The following is a 14,768-nucleotide window of genomic DNA, read 5'->3' on the forward strand; positions in this document are numbered from 1 at the left end:
CGATAGCTACCGTTTCAGAAACAGCACGACACAGCCAAAGAAGGAGAGAAAGAAGACCCAGATACCCACCGAATAACCCGTAAAGCTGGTCCAACGGGTGGGTCAGAATTCAATGCAATTTGTGGGTCAGGATTCCGTGCAAATCAACATGTAGAGTTTGAGCAGAACGGCCGGATGGTAAGACGGTCGCCCCGTGATCGCGGGCGTGGTACCTTCGAAGCCCATGGAAGCCAGATCGAGCTCGTCTACGAATGTGTCGACGATCCGCACGGGATTGTCATCAGCAATAAAGTCTTCGAGACATTCCGGCAGCAACGTGGCCTGATTGCGGTTCGCACCCTCGACAAATCGCCCCATCTCCGCTTCTCGCGCTAACAGGTTGATTCAGTCTAGGTGGTCGCCCGGGTTTTTACACACCCTCGGCCACGAGCCGCCAGTCGAGGTCGACATCCATTTTGAATAGCCAGGGGCTCATCCGCCCCCGCTCAATGGCCGGTTTCTGGCGAGCAAATTTCCGGTGACACTGCCTCAACCCGGCCATGATGAGACGGTGGTAGTTTCGCGCCGAATGACCAAAATCCGTGCCAAAGCGAACGTTCATCCTTGGCGAGCATGTGACATATTGAGGCCGATAGTTCGTCTGCTCAATCGGATCAGATTGCCCGTGCCATTACAACGAGGAAAAAATGCGGCTTTTACGATCTTTCGTCACGCCTTTGGGTTTCATCGTTGCGATTTCATTTTGTGCGAACTGGTTCGCGCGAGCGGATACCTCTCCGGAGCACAATGCAGGGGGTTCAGTAGGCGCGGTCGCGCCAATTTTCCGTCAGCTTGTATATTTTCGCGTACCTGTTAGCTTTGTATCTGTATTCGAAGAAACGCACGGAGATCGCTACATCCATGAGTGGGTTTTGTCGGGCGAGAGCGTTTCGAACTGGACACAGATGATAACCCTCACAGGTGCACAAAATGTCAGCCAAAGGCATCCCGAGGCCACACCTAAAGCGTTCGCCGGTGCCATCGCCAGCCGGTTCCAACGCACGTGTCCGACATCGTTTTCAGCAAAAGGAATTTACGAGGGGCAATTGAACGCGCAAGACACGTTCATCCTGGTCGTCGGTTGCGGTAACGCGCCGACTAGTGCTGGACACAGCGAGACAGCCGTTATCGCCGTGGTCAAGGGAGAAAATGATTTCTATACGTTGCAGTGGGCTCAACGAGCTGACGCAACGCCGACGCCGAAGGACATCGACGTGAACTTATGGGCCGGGCGGATAAAAAGTCTCATGCCTTTGAAGCTGTGTCCAATCGTCGCTGGAGAACGTCCGCCATATCCAAGTTGTGTCGGAAGTTGAGCGAGCGCTCATTCGCTCACCGCTTCATTACCGTCACTTCCGGCGAGCGAGTGGTCTAACTCACAAAAGAGTCGTTCGCGAAAAGAGGTCGTGCGACCGAGAAGGGTCGGGAGTACTCACTGCCGACTGGCCGCTTCCGGGAAGCGGAACTCCACTGGCCGCTTTCCGGCGATGAATTTGAAGAGCGGACTGACGCAACCCGACCCTGTACTGCCGTTCAAGCACGCCCCCAGCCAATGGCGGCTCCTGAAGACGCAACGGTCATTCGACTGACCGAGCGAAGCCACCCGCTGAATGTCTGGGCGACGCATCCGGTGAACGTCTCTGCATAGCCATGCTGCGTCTCCCTAAGCACGCAGCTGAATCAATCGTTTCGTTGCGTCCTGACCCGCTCTGTGGAGAATGCGTCATTGGCGAGACCATCACCGTCAATGAGAGATCTGTTCAGAGGAGGGACCAAATTGGACTGGATGACCATGGGTATCGAACGGAATAAACATCCCGACAGAACCAGTCTTGATCGATTCCACCATCCTGTTCAACGGCGCTTCTGCATCCTCAGTTCGCGGCACACACCCGTTTTTACCCGAGAGTGCCGCGACGAAGACGATTGCCCATTCCTGGAGCACCTGTCGTGATTCCGCGAGCAGATCGCTAAACGTACCCAGTTCCTCAGGTGTTTTGTCCACGCACATCAGTGGTGTCAACGCGCCACCCTGACCCGCTTCGAAGCGGGTCAGCTGGTCTGGCGTGAAATCATCGGGCAACTCAACTGAGGTAAATACGAATAGCAGACGCTGTGGCTCCGGTTGTTGCCGTGCGACGCGAAGAAGTTCATCAAAACTCGAAATACTTATCATCAATCGTCCGTGTGGTGTCGTGAAGGCAAGGCAGTACGTCGGCTGTGGAATCCGACACATAATCCACTCGTCCTGCCTGGGGGAATTTAGCCGCCCACAAGTGGAGGAGTTTGAACTGCCCATCGGAGAACATGGAGGGAGACTGGCCGGTCTCGTCAATGTGATGGGATTTGCTCTGGCGGCTTATATGTCCACTTTACCCTGAGAACTCTAACACCTCATCGCGCCACGACCAGTGGTGAACGGCCGCAAGGGAGGGAGTCGACTGTCCGCGTCGGGTTGCGGATTCAACCGGTGGATGCAATAGGTTTCTCGAATCGTTCGGCCGCTTCTTGGAGGGGAGCCGACGTCTCAATGTCCGGGCGTCGCCTCGGGCGAATGATACTTCCTGGCCGCACTTCGACCGATGGCTCGCGCCGGTTCGATCGCCGCCGGGCGAATCTATGCGAAAGGCATAAATCGATCCTGAACAGCCCTTTTATGCGTCCGAGAAGAGACGTTCAGGCCGCAGGGGCTGTAGGCGACGCATTTCCGTCGAAATTCCTGGCAGCGAATCAGGGAATATGAAAAGTCGCGGCGATTTGGTGCCTTAGAAAATAGACGCTCACGCCCAATATAAAGAAGCCCGTCAATACGCCAGCAACACGTTGCGTCGTGACATTCTTCGGCTTGGGCGCGTTGTCCATTACGCCCCGTCCCTTTCTAAGGTGATTCATGGCGTACAGCACTACCGCCAATGCCCCAGCCCTGAAAATAGCGTCCCCTAGCGTCATGTTTGCCCCTAACGGATCACTCACTTTTACATCGTTGATTCAACACCTCTGAACACCTTACTGGTAAGCCCGTTTTTTGTCAGGCGTATTTATGGCGTTACCCGACCCAGAGCGTGTGAAAACGCTGTTTTCTGCGGCGCGAGCAATGGACGGCCAGATCGGTCAAGTTTTTTTCGGCGAGTTTGAATCGATCGAACATCACGCACGGTACAACAACGCCCCTAGGGGCTTTAGCCCCTCGCCAACTTCATGGCCTTCAGAGTCCTTGCCACGCCCAGTATGCTGATGACACGCTTCAGGTTGTAGGCTAATACCTGCAGGCTCATCTCTGTACTCGCTCGTCCGGGCGTTCGGGTCAGGAAGTGTGCAGGACCCATCCAGTGCTTGAGCGTACCGAAGACATGTTCGACCGTACTTCGGCGGATAACCGCGTGCGATTCTGCACGCGTTTGGCGACGGCGTGCGAACTACAGCGTCGGAATCATGCTCGGGAACTCCAGGTGGCTCTCCACGCGCTTGATGCCGGGCACGGCCTCGGCCGCAATGCGGATCGCGTGCTTTTCCTCCTCGGACTCGATCGCGCCCCATAGATGCGCGACGCCGTCCTTGACCATTACGCCCTGTTTTGGCAGCCCCCAGCGCTGACCATGCATTTCCCGAACTATCGCGTCGCGCAGACTCGCGTCGTCGTGCGAAGCCGAGTCCACGGTCGGGACGACACTCGCGAGTGCACGGATCAGGTTCGAGCGGCTGACGATTCCGACCAGCTTGTTGTTCTTCAGCACTGGCATGCGTTTGAGATGCCGGCGCTCCATCAGATCTGCGATCTGTACGAGTGGCATGTCCTCAGGAATCGAAATCACCCGGTCACGCATCACGTCGCCGACGAGATGGCCGTGCTCCTTCACATACCTCGCGGCCTGCTCGCGGGGCGATGACAACAGGAATTCGAACCACCACGGACGCTTTGCGTGGCTTGTGCCGTTTTCCGCGCGATGCAGCAGATCGCCCTGGCTGACAATGCCGACGACCTGTCCCATCGCGTCGACGACCGGCATCCCGCTGATATGGTTGTCGACGAACAGTTTTGCCGCGTCGTGGATCGTCATGTCCGGTGTGGCGGTGACGACGGACGGAGTCATGATGTCGAGTGCGCGCATGGCCGCCCCCTCAGCATGAGGCGACGGGTCCCCATCTGTTGCATCCGTCGTATGATTTCGGCAGACGCACCGGCGGCGGGCCGCGCGGTGCTGAGGCGCTTGAATCCGATACTCTATGAACGCTCGCGCCGTCAGCGATTCACGCACATGACGGACGATGTCCTCTTCGCTGCGCAGCGCGATCGTGGCGGCAAGTCTGCGCGCGCCGTGCCTCGGCAACGTCTGCAATTCGCGTAATCAGGCGCTTCCAGGGGCACGTCCGAGCTTGTTGCGAAATGCGTCACGCACTGAGTTTAGGCTAACTATGCCGTAAGGTGTGGCAGGCGCTGGGTGCGCCAGGCGCAACGGATTGTGCTTGTGATATGGCTCGGAACGGTGTGATTGTATATCTAGGCAAGTTGCGAATTGCGCGGCTTCAGAGGGGGCGTAGAGGTCCTGGCGGTCGAAGAGCGTCACGGCACCGTTACTTCACTGCGCCTTCGGTAAAAGCGGCCACGAATCGGTCAAGGAAGACGTTGTAGAGCAGCGCGACCGGCAGGCTGACGACAAGACATGCGCCCATCAGCGAGCCCCAGAAGTAGACGTCGCCGCGCACCAGGAAGGTTGGCACGCCAACGCTGACGGTGTACTGTGAAGAACTGGTGATGAACGTGAGCGCATAGACGAACTCCTGCATCACCAGTGTCAAGGTGAAGATAACGACGGTCAGGATACCGGCCGACGAAAGCGGTACGACAACCTTCAGGAATGCGCCGAAGCGACTCAAACCATCCATCATTGCGGCTTCTACAATGTCGCGAGGCACCGCTTTGAAAAAGCCCATCATCAGCCAAATGCAGAAAGGCACGGTAAAGCTTGGGTATACGACCACCAGCGACCACAGCGAATCCTGCAGCCCTAGCGCGCCGATGATGCGCGAAAACGGGATGAAGAGGATGGTGGGCGGGATCAGGTAGGTGACGAAGATGGCGATCGCCAGTTGCCGCCCCCGCCGCCCGGTGAGCCGCGCCAGGCTGTAGCCAGCTGGTACGGCCAGCACTAGCGTGATGATCACCACCAGCACGCCCACCAGCAGTGTGTTGACGAGCCAGCGCACGTACTGGGTTTCCTGGAACAGGACTCGTAGATTCTCCAGCGTGGGCGGCCGGTTGAAAAGGAACGGGTTGTTTGCCGTATTGATCAGGTCGTGCACGTCCTTGAAGGTGGTAATCAGCATCCAGTAGAAGGGAAAGACGCAGAACACGGCAAAGGCGGCCAGCGTCATGAATGCCGCGAGTTGCGCACCGCGCGTGCGCCAGCGTGCGTTCGTCCATGCGGCCTTCCAACCTTCCGTTGCCGAGTCGGCGGGCATGTCAGATCACCTCGGCGCGATGCGCCACCGTTAGCAGGAGCGCGACCACCGCCACCAGCAACGGGAACAGGAAGAGCGAAATGGCCGCACCTTCGGCCAGGTCGCCGCCCTGGATGCCGGTGAAAAAGGCCAGACTGGCCAGCACCTGGGTCGTATCGTAGGGGCCACCACGCGTGAGCACGTAGATGATGATCATGTCGGTCAACGTAAAGACGATGCCGAACAACAGCGCCACCAGCATGACCGGCATTAACAGTGGAATATCGATCCGGAAGAGTCGCCGCCAGAAGCCCGCGCCGTCCATGGCGGCAGCGTCGTGCAGTTCGTGCGGGATGCCTTGCATGCCGGCCAGGATGATGACGGTGGCGAGCGGAAGCAACCGCCAGACATCCACCACGATGACAGACGCCATCGCCAGATCGGGCTGGCCCAGCCATATCGGCCACACGCCGGGGCCGACCACGCCAAGCGCGCGCAACGTCCAGTTGATGATGCTGTAGACCGGGTCGAAAATCCATAGCCAGCCGATCGACCCCAGCGAGATCGGCGCGACCCACGGCAGCAGGATCATGAGGCGCACCAGCCACTTGCCAGGAAAATCGCGCGCCAGCGCCACCGCAAGGATCTTGGCGAGCACCACCACCAGTGCCTGCGAAATCAGCGTGAACACCAGCGCATTGCGCAGCGACTTCCAGAACTGGGGACTTTGCATGACGTGGCGAAAGTTTTCCAACCCGACAAATCGAGCCACCTGACTGCCAACAGTGACATCAGTCAGGCTGTACCAGATCGACAACAGGAACGGGAAGCCGAGCAACAGAGCGATATAGACGAGCGCGGGCGCCAGCATCAGGGGACCAAGCCAGCGATCGTCCCACGGAGCGTGCGCAATGCGGCGGCCTGAAGTTCGTGGGGTACTTTGGGACGCGTTCATGGCGAATTGGGGATCGTGTCCAGGCGCGCGCCGGAACGCGCGTCAAAGCGGCACAGATCGGCGCGTCGCACGGCGAAGAGGTGCCGGGTTCCAGCCTGCAGCGCCATGTTTGCCGTACATGGTATCCGGGAGATGACCTTGACCGGCGGCTGCGGCGGTTCCAGCAGCCCATACACGAGTCGATCCGCGCCAAGGTATTCGATGCGCGTGATGCTTACCGGGAGGCGTTCAAGTTGCGCATCGTTTTCGAAGAGTTCAAGTGGCAGGAAATGTTCAGGACGGAAGCCGGTTTCCACGCTGTCGGAGGCGATCAGGTTCATCGGGGGTGAGCCAATAAACGCGGCGACAAAGTGATCGGCCGGATGCCGATAGACTTGTTGCGGCGTGTCAAGCTGACGCATGCGGCCGTGGTCCAGCACCGCCACGCGGTCACCGAGTGCCATGGCTTCGATCTGGTCATGGGTCACGTAGATGGTCGTAGTGCCCAGGCGGCGCTGGATTTGCTGCAGTTCGTCGCGCGCAGAGGCGCGGAGCTTGGCGTCAAGGTTGGACAGCGGTTCATCCAGCAGGAAGGTCACGGGATCGCGCACGACCGCGCGCGCGAGCGCCACGCGCTGGCGTTCGCCGCCGGAAAGCTCGCGCGGCTTGCGTGTCAGCAGATGATCGATGCCGAAGAGTGTTGCGGCCCACTTGACCTTGATCGCGATAGTCTTGCGTGCCGTGTGCTGGGCCTCCAGCGGGAAGGCAATATTCCTGGCCACTGTCAAGTGCGGATACAACGCGTAGCTCTGGAAGACCATAGCCATGTTGTGCGCGCGCGGTGGGAGGCCGGTGACGATGCGACCGCCAACCAGGACATCGCCGGAGGTGGGCACCTCCAGCCCGGCGATCATGCGCAGCAGGGTGGTTTTTCCCGAGCCGGACGGGCCGAGCAACACCAGGAATTCGCCCTCGCGCACAGCGAGGTCGATCCCGTCGACGGCGGTGGTGCCATCGAAGCGCTTTGTCAGCGAGCGGGTTTCCACTGTCGCCATGGCGGTCCGGGTGTTGCTCTGTGAGGGGCGTGGTGCCAATCGCTTCGGACTGCGGGCGTCTTGCGGCGCTCGCGGCCCTCGATCGCCGTCTACACCAGCCCTCTGGCTTGCCATTTGGCGAAGATCCGCTTGCATGCGGCCTCGGCGTCGCGGATAGCGTCCTCTGGCGTGGCATCGCCAGTTGCAGCCCTCGCAAACATGGTGTTGAGTACCCAGGTATTGAAGATTTCGTCGATGGCGGCGTTGGCGTAGCCTGGGTAGCCGACATTGGTGGCCTGCGCCATCAGGCTGCCCAGCACCTTGTATTTGTCGCGTGGCTTGGCCTTGGAGTCGTCCTCAATCATTTTTTTGAGGTCAGGTACGGTGCTGGGGAAGCATGGGAAGTTATAGAACTCGCTGCCCAGGAAGCCCTGGCGGAAGTTGTCAATATAGTCCACGAGGAACTGCTTGGCGCCGGCAATGTTCTCGGCGAATTTCCAGATCACGTAGCAGTCCATCACATGTTCCAGGCAGATGCGCTGCGCCGGTCCGCGCAGGGCCTGCGTCAGCCAGATGTCGGGTGTGACCGGAATGTTCTTGTTTTCGCCCTCGCGCGTGATGGAAATGGCGTTCAGGCATAGCGAAATCTTGCCCGCCAGCATGGCGCGGTTGTTCGAGGATGGATCCCACGCCAACACTTCCGGCGTCATGGTGTCGCGATACAGCGCCTGGACGTACTTGACTGCCTCCAGCGTGCTGGGCGAATTCAACACCACGTTGCTGTGCGCGTCCTGCACGGAACCGCCGAAGGCGTAGAGTATGGTGCGCATGGCCATGGCGGTATCCAGTTCGGCCGACAGGCCAATGCCCACTGGTATGCCTTTCGTCTGCTTGATCTTCCGCCCAGCGCGCAGCACGTCGTCCCAACTGTCCGGCGACGGCAAACCGGCTTCATCCCACAGGTCTTTACGGTAATTCACGGGATCCGGCACGAAGCTGTCGGAGAACGCGAAGTACTTTCGGGTCTTGGGGTTGTAGGTGCTGTGCACCGCCAGGTCAACCGGCTTGCCATGCTTGCGCTGGCACTCTTCATAGATTTCGCGGTGGTCAATTACTTGCTCTTCGTACACCGGAGGCGGTGAGAGGAACATGAAGAGATCGTGCCCTTTCTGGGCCGAGACCTCGGCGGCGGCGCGCGTGGCCAGCGCCGGAATGCCGACGTGATCGACGATGACCTCAGTATCGTGGCGCTGACCCCACTCCTTCACGTAGGTGCCGTCGAACCACTTGTCGTAGCCCGGCACGAAATGATTCCACTGGAGAATTCTGAGGGTACGCCTGGTGGCGGCATGCGCGGGGCGGGGACCGACCAAAGGGGTGAGTCCGGTGGCGAGCGCGGCTGCTGCTGCCGCCTGCATGAGGCGGCGGCGCCGTGAATCGATGAGGGAACCGCTGTCGCGCGCGGGAAGGCGCTGGAACCTGGCAATGCGTGGGTTGCTGTTCATGGCCGCCTCGCAAGCAAGAATTGAACCGCATGCGCTCTGTCTGCGTGGTTACGCCTGGGGCGCACGTACCATCACTTTCAAGGATAGGGAACAATCCCGGAAATACAATTAGCCTTCCTCAGCGTTGGATACCACCTTTCCAGGAGCAAGACCGACATGGGTAAACAGCGCCGCGGGCGGTAACAGGGGTAATCTGCGGCGCAGATATGTTCCGACAAATTGAGAGAGGCTTCGACAGACTGAGTCGCGTCGCCGGTCTCAGCTACATAAGTCGGAATGATGCCCGGACACCCGAGATGGATTTCGATGCGTTTCACGCCAGGCATGCCTTCGGCAGTGGTCAGGTTCGCGCGGCGCGCTTCTTCCGATTCGATGACACCCCAACGATGCACGACACCGTCGCTTACGATGAGGTTCTCCCGCGGCAACGTCCAGGGCTACTCGCACAGCTCACTGTCGTCTGGCATTTGTGACGGCATGGTTTTCCCGGGCACAGTTGCGAGCGCATGGATCAAATTGGCCCAGCTGGCAATACCGACGAGATCGCCATCGGGCTGGCGGGCTTCAATAGCCGAAAAGGCTGATGAAGCAACATTCGACTTCGCCAGTTGAACGGCCGTTTGCTGGATGGAGCCGAAGTCTGAGGGTCGTAACGGCGGAGCAAGCGAATGACTCTTCATGGCCGATTGGGTAAGGTCGCCAACTGCCGCTTAGTGGCACTCCAGTTTGCAAAATCTGGATTTGGCTGATTGACCGGTTTGGAGAAAATTGTCTGACCGGGGTGGGTCGTCTGATGCCTTTCACATAGTTCGCTGTTCGGAGCGATTCCGCCCGAGCATCCGTTCACGCGACTCAAACGAGGACGGTGCTGCACAGTGGCGATGTTCACTAACGGCACCACATGACCTCGGCAACAACAACTAGCCGGGCACCCAAAAGGCCCCCCACCGCACATAACCAGAACCAGAAGAATCCGAAAAGGGGCGCCGCACCACAACCGGCGGCACCCCAAACCCGATCACTGGCCTGCATTCCTGACGGTGACCCAGGTGTGATACTGCTCGGACCAGAAACGCCGCGGCGGAGCCGAAGCAGAAGCCGGACGCGGCGGCGCTTCGGTATAGGCAGTCTGCATCTCCGGCTGCGCAGCCGCGGACGCATCCCCCTGCGTGTCCTCGCTCCGTGCCATCTCCCGAGCGTAAGCCCGCGCGTCGGCCTCGAACTGCTGGGGCGTGACGGCCTGAACCTCCTGATCCCCATCGTCGGGAACCTGATCTTCGCGCGCCGTTACCGGGGTCGCACGTGCGGGCTGCGGTGCCGGATTTCCCGTGGCGCGAGCCTGTGTGGTTGCCGAACAGAACTCCGCGACCAACTGGTCTGTCGATGGCGCCCGCGCGGACGCCGCCGTGGATTTCGGTGCTTGCGCAACCTTCGCAGCGTGGCGTGCCGGCGCCGGCGCCATTTGCGCAGGTTGCTGGTCATCCGGCAACGGGGCGCTCGAGACCGGAATCTGCTGTACCGTTTCGACGTCCCCCGCATCGCTGTAAGTCTCTTTCAGGTCGACGATTTTGCGCGCGGGCCGCGCGCCCGCCGCCGCCTGTGTTGCGCCACCGGACGGGCTGGCCGCGATGTCGGCATGTGCGGCCTTGTAACCGGCAGCATAGGCCTCCTTGACCGCCCTCAACTCCGCCGGCGTCATGGTGGCGGGACTCGTGTCGGCGATAGCGGGTAAGGATAACGAACCACATACTGCCACCAGTGACGCTGCGGCGAGAGGCCGTAAGTACAGGTTCATTGTATTGCGCGGGCACCCGACCGGCCGGCCGGGGAGGGATAGCACGCCAGCGTACGCCGGCCAGGCCCGCATCTCCTTGGACGAAGCTATCCTTGCACGGGAGGGGAGCCCGGATCGATGCCGACCCGCCCGGGCTCGCTCACAACGTCATCACGATCATCACTGGCGCCACCGGCGATAACCACCGCCGTACCACCAGGGTGTGCCGTAATACCCCTGCACCACGGGGTACGCCGTCGCTACCGTGACACCCGGCGGCGCATAGACGGGCTGCTGATACGCGGGCTGCTGATACACGGGCACGTACTGCACCGGCGGAACAGGCGGCGGTGGCGGCGCATACACGGGTACGTACTGAACCGGCTGGACTGGAGGGGGCGGTGCCGGTGCGTACATCGGCGGCGCGTACGGTCCAGGCGGCGGGACGTCCGCATACGATGGCGGCGGTGGCGGCAAGTACCGCCGCACTGCCGGCCGGGGTGCGTTCACCGGCCGGGGCGCCGCGCGGGCTGCGGCCACCTGTTCATCGTGATGTTTCCGAATGAGTCCCTTCAGGATCCGGTCGTCCGTGTTGCCGCGGTGAATCCAGCCGTTGCGATAGGCGCGCGCGATTTCGCTCATCTTCGCGCTCGGATCCTCTTTCGCGCCATCGGCATTAACGAGGTAATCCCCGGGCTGGAGGCTCCGCTGCACGGGGGCGCCGTTGTCGTAGGCCTCGGGCGGTCCGTCGGCATGCGCTGCGGGTCCGTAGATCACGGTGGCGAAGGCCATGCCAGCCAGACTCCGCGTAATCCGTTTCTGCATGGTTGCCTCCTTGCAGCGCGATGGAGTTGTTCAACGAGCGACCTGGCCAGCCGATGGCGCGCGAACGAAGTGCAAGTAGTCGATGCGAATGCAAACGGAGGTCCAGCCGATCCGCTGCCGCGACCGCGGCGCCTGGCGCTCCGGCTTGTCCGGCATCCCACGAGAGCCGATGAGCCTTGCCTCGAACGGTTCGCCCTCGACGAAGGCATAGAGGAAAAGTGCCGATACCACGTGCGGGAAACCCGCAATCGATCCCATCACCACCGTCAACACATGATTTCCCAGCTATGGTCTTGAATGTGTGGTCGACCACATACGCGCCCGCAAAAAGATGCGCGCATGTGAGCCGCGAGCGGCCAGGCGTGCGAGGAGCGTGTTATTTCAATGTCGATGTGCGAGACAGATGCCGTTCGTTGTCAGGCGATAACGAACTGGCCAGATGATGCGCAGCGGCACGGATGATCTGAATGGCGTCCGGCCGTGAGGGGACAACGCGCGGACGATCGCGATGCGATCGTCCGCAGGTTTTTAGCGGGATTCCCGCTGCTTTTCGATGATGGCGGCGAAACGCAGTCCGCGACGCAGCGCGGCCTGGGCAATCCTTCCGCTGGCCGTCTCGTCGAAATCGACGGCGTCGATTGCGTTGCGCACGATCAGTCCCAGCTCCGTGTCACCCTGCATGACGAGGCGGCGGCTGAAGAAGAGCGTGTCCGCATCGATTTCGCGCGCGGCCATCCGGGCGAAGTCGATGCCGCTCGATGCGATCCGCAGGTCCGGCCTGGCTTCCGGCGGACGCGCTTCAAAACGCGTGCTGCCGAGCGTGAAGCCCACGACGAGTCCGATATCGGTGACTTCCATCACGTAGCTGCGGCCTTGCATCAGGGCGCGCGTATCTTCGTCGAGCACGGGCAGCACCAGCTGGTTCATCAGTGCGCAGCACGCGATCGAGGGCGGACGCACCGGCAGCCGGCCAATGCAGGCGCGCAGCCAGGGCGTGGGGAAAGCGGGAAGCAGATTCATCATCGCGAAGCTCCGGTATGTTCGTTAGCCGTCTTGCCGTCGGCCGATGCGCCGTCCTGCATGCCCTGTACGCCGGGGCGGCCGAACCAGAAGCCGTTGGTCGCGTCGCCCGCGTGCAGTTCGCTCAGGCTGCCGAACGCTTCTTCCGCGCTGATATCCCCTTGTGCGAGGTTCGCGAACAGATCGGCGATGCGCGGCGTGTGCAGCGATTGCGGACTGATACGGAGCACCGAAACGCCGGCTTCCTTCAATTGATCGAGCTGGCGGCACAGGTTGATGACCTGCGCGGTCTGGGTCTGGATGCCGTTCAGCAGGATGAAAGGCTTGCCGTCCTGCGTCGTGACGCTAATGCCGCTCGGGTCGTTGATGCAGCGCTGTTCGCAGTTGTCTTTCTGCACGTTGTGATGGCGCGCGGTGAAGCAGCGCGACGACAGCGAAAGCGGTGCGTTGCCGAAAGCGAACATTTCGATTTCGCACGGCTGGGTGCGTTGCTGATGGATCGTGCGCACGGTCTCGCCGGTGCATTCGATCGACGGAATCCAGCGGCGCGCGCCGAGCCCGACGAGCCAGTCGAGCATCTGCGCGCTGTAGCAGTTCAGGTGCGGGCCGATCACGAAGGGGCGCTTGTGCGCGACGAGCGCGAGCGCCGACATGTCGTTCGCTTCGAGCAGGAATTCGTCGGTGTCGGCGATCTTGCGCATGCGGCGCAGGTCGGCTTCGGTTTCAGCCAGTGCGAGCGTCGACAGCACGACTTCCTTGCCGTGCGACGCGAGATCGTGCGCGAGGCCGAGCCAGTCGGACTGGCGCATGCCGAGGCGCCGCGAGCACACCACTTCGCCGAGGTAGACGGTGTCCACGCGCGAGAGCGCGATGGCGTCGTAGAACCGCATGATGTCGCTGCGATCCCAGTAGTACAGGATAGGGCCGAGGGAGATTTTCATTGCGTTCATTTCCAGGGGCGCGAGTACGGGCCGAGGGTATCGGTTTGCCCTTCCGAAAGAGCGCCGAGCGTCTTGAGCGAAGCTTCGTCGACCGTGGCCGTATCGCCGTGTTTTGCGAGTGCGTCGAGTGCCGAGCGCCACACCTGGGTGACCGAGGCGGCGTAGGCCGGGCCGCGCTGCCGTCCTTCGATCTTGATCGCCGCCACGCCCATGCGTGCGAGCGTCGGCAGGATTTCCATCACGTTGAGGCTGGTCGGTTCTTCGAGGGCGTAGTAACGCTTGCCGTCGACGTCGAAGCGTCCCTTGCAGATGGTCGGGTAACCTGCGGGCTCGCCGGAGCGGTAGCTGTCGACCAGCACCGTGCCGAGACGCGCGTCGAGCCAGGTGCCGTCCTTCGCTTCGCGCTCGGACCAGTGCACGTGGCGCGCGGGCGAGCAGACGCCGTCGAGGTTCGGCGCTTCGCCGCTCGCGTGCGCGGAGAGGGCGCAGCGCCCTTCGACCATCACGCAGAGGCTGCCGAAGCCGAACACCTCGATTTCCACCGTCGTGTTGTTGAGCACGTTTTCGATCTGCTCGACCGACAATACGCGCGGCAGCACGGCGCGCTGGATGCCGAACTCGCGCTGCAGGAAGTTGATGCCTTCGTAGCTCGTGACCGAGCCTTGAACCGAGAGGTGCAGGCGCAGGTCCGGATGGACGCGCTTCGCGTAGGCCATCAGGGCCGGGTCGGCCACGATGATGGCGTCGGCGCCGAGCGTCGCCGCCGTGTCGATCGCCTTGGTCCAGCGCACGAGATCGTCGCCGTGAGCATAGGTGTTGATCGCCATCAACACCTTGCGTCCGGCGCGATGGGCATATTGCACCCCGTCGGCGAGCTGGCGCTCGTCGAAGCCCAAGCCCGGAAACGCGCGCGCATTGGTGTCGTTCTTCAGTCCGAGATACACGCAGTCGGCACCGCCGTCGATCGCTGCGCGCAGTCCGGGCAGGCTGCCTGCCGGGCAAACTAGTTCGGGTATTTTTAGCTTATCCATTGGATCGGGTTTCAGTCGCATTCCGTGAAAGCATGCCGGCGCCGGTGCGAAGCGCAGATCAGGGCCGCCGGACTGCCATGGCCGGCACTTGTTCGCGCAATCGCCTCAGTGTGTCGTCGCCGGGATACGAAGCGGGGATCGGCCGCACCAGCAAGTCTTCCGGCGTGCATCCGTTGCTGCGCAATCCGGGTGGATTCGAACGGCACGATGCGGCCATCGTGGTTGC

14 protein-coding genes and 2 pseudogenes are annotated in these 14,768 nt (G+C 61.3%); 1 reads left to right on the forward strand and 15 read right to left on the reverse strand.

Features of this window, described 5'->3' with window-relative positions:
• Window positions 1–147: 147 nt before the first annotated feature.
• Window positions 148–357 (reverse strand): annotated as a pseudogene (locus EPN59_RS04715) (IS5/IS1182 family transposase); the annotation flags it as partial.
• Between the two features lie 329 nt (window positions 358–686).
• Here EPN59_RS04715 and EPN59_RS04720 point away from each other — a divergent pair.
• A complete protein-coding gene (locus EPN59_RS04720) occupies window positions 687–1,355 on the forward strand; it encodes a hypothetical protein (RefSeq protein WP_293041589.1) in 669 nt (222 codons plus the stop codon).
• Window positions 1,356–1,783: 428 nt separating this feature from the next.
• Here EPN59_RS04720 and EPN59_RS04725 read toward each other — a convergent pair whose 3' ends face one another.
• From EPN59_RS04725 to EPN59_RS04790, 14 genes and pseudogenes are all read right to left on the reverse strand, one after another.
• Window positions 1,784–2,212, reverse strand: a complete 429-nt coding sequence (locus EPN59_RS04725; protein ID WP_293041602.1) for a ribonucleotide reductase subunit alpha — start codon at window positions 2,210–2,212, stop codon at window positions 1,784–1,786.
• A gap of 1,006 nt (window positions 2,213–3,218) precedes the next feature.
• Window positions 3,219–3,449, reverse strand: a pseudogene (locus tag EPN59_RS04730) (transposase); the annotation flags it as partial.
• Window positions 3,450–3,455: 6 nt separating this feature from the next.
• The gene (locus EPN59_RS04735; RefSeq protein WP_293041604.1) at window positions 3,456–4,148 is read right to left on the reverse strand and encodes a CBS domain-containing protein; all 693 of its coding nucleotides are present in this window, start codon (window positions 4,146–4,148) and stop codon (window positions 3,456–3,458) included.
• 463 nt (window positions 4,149–4,611) lie between these two features.
• A complete protein-coding gene (locus tag EPN59_RS04740) occupies window positions 4,612–5,499 on the reverse strand; it encodes a carbohydrate ABC transporter permease (protein ID WP_293041590.1) in 888 nt (295 codons plus the stop codon).
• Window position 5,500: 1 nt separating this feature from the next.
• The gene (locus EPN59_RS04745; protein ID WP_293041591.1) at window positions 5,501–6,433 is read right to left on the reverse strand and encodes a sugar ABC transporter permease; all 933 of its coding nucleotides are present in this window, start codon (window positions 6,431–6,433) and stop codon (window positions 5,501–5,503) included.
• Window positions 6,430–7,467, reverse strand: coding sequence for an ABC transporter ATP-binding protein (locus EPN59_RS04750; protein ID WP_293045616.1), 1,038 nt, complete (start codon window positions 7,465–7,467; stop codon window positions 6,430–6,432). Before EPN59_RS04750 ends, EPN59_RS04745 begins: the two co-directional genes overlap by 4 nt.
• Window positions 7,468–7,556: 89 nt before the next feature.
• Window positions 7,557–8,951, reverse strand: a complete 1,395-nt coding sequence (locus tag EPN59_RS04755; RefSeq protein WP_293041593.1) for an extracellular solute-binding protein — start codon at window positions 8,949–8,951, stop codon at window positions 7,557–7,559.
• Between the two features lie 437 nt (window positions 8,952–9,388).
• Window positions 9,389–9,631 (reverse strand): hypothetical protein, encoded by a 243-nt coding sequence (locus tag EPN59_RS04760; RefSeq protein ID WP_293041594.1) that lies wholly within the window; start codon window positions 9,629–9,631, stop codon window positions 9,389–9,391.
• Between the two features lie 338 nt (window positions 9,632–9,969).
• Window positions 9,970–10,650: a hypothetical protein gene (locus tag EPN59_RS04765; RefSeq protein WP_293041595.1), complete on the reverse strand. Its 681-nt coding sequence runs from the start codon at window positions 10,648–10,650 to the stop codon at window positions 9,970–9,972.
• Window positions 10,651–10,905: 255 nt separating this feature from the next.
• Window positions 10,906–11,550, reverse strand: coding sequence for a hypothetical protein (locus tag EPN59_RS04770; RefSeq protein ID WP_293041596.1), 645 nt, complete (start codon window positions 11,548–11,550; stop codon window positions 10,906–10,908).
• A 30-nt stretch (window positions 11,551–11,580) separates the two neighbouring features.
• Window positions 11,581–11,820, reverse strand: a complete 240-nt coding sequence (locus EPN59_RS04775) for a hypothetical protein (protein ID WP_293045618.1) — start codon at window positions 11,818–11,820, stop codon at window positions 11,581–11,583.
• A gap of 258 nt (window positions 11,821–12,078) precedes the next feature.
• Window positions 12,079–12,573 (reverse strand): SCP2 sterol-binding domain-containing protein, encoded by a 495-nt coding sequence (locus EPN59_RS04780; RefSeq protein ID WP_293041598.1) that lies wholly within the window; start codon window positions 12,571–12,573, stop codon window positions 12,079–12,081.
• A complete protein-coding gene (locus tag EPN59_RS04785; RefSeq protein WP_293041599.1) occupies window positions 12,570–13,511 on the reverse strand; it encodes a U32 family peptidase in 942 nt (313 codons plus the stop codon). The genes EPN59_RS04780 and EPN59_RS04785 overlap by 4 nt, the downstream gene beginning before the upstream one ends.
• 5 nt (window positions 13,512–13,516) lie before the next feature.
• Entirely contained in the window at window positions 13,517–14,542 is a 1,026-nt protein-coding gene (locus EPN59_RS04790) for a peptidase U32 family protein (RefSeq protein WP_293045620.1), read from the reverse strand.
• Between the last annotated feature and the right edge of the window lie 226 nt (window positions 14,543–14,768).

This window comes from Paraburkholderia sp., from assembly GCF_004298475.1.
GTDB lineage: Bacteria > Pseudomonadota > Gammaproteobacteria > Burkholderiales > Burkholderiaceae > Paraburkholderia > Paraburkholderia denitrificans.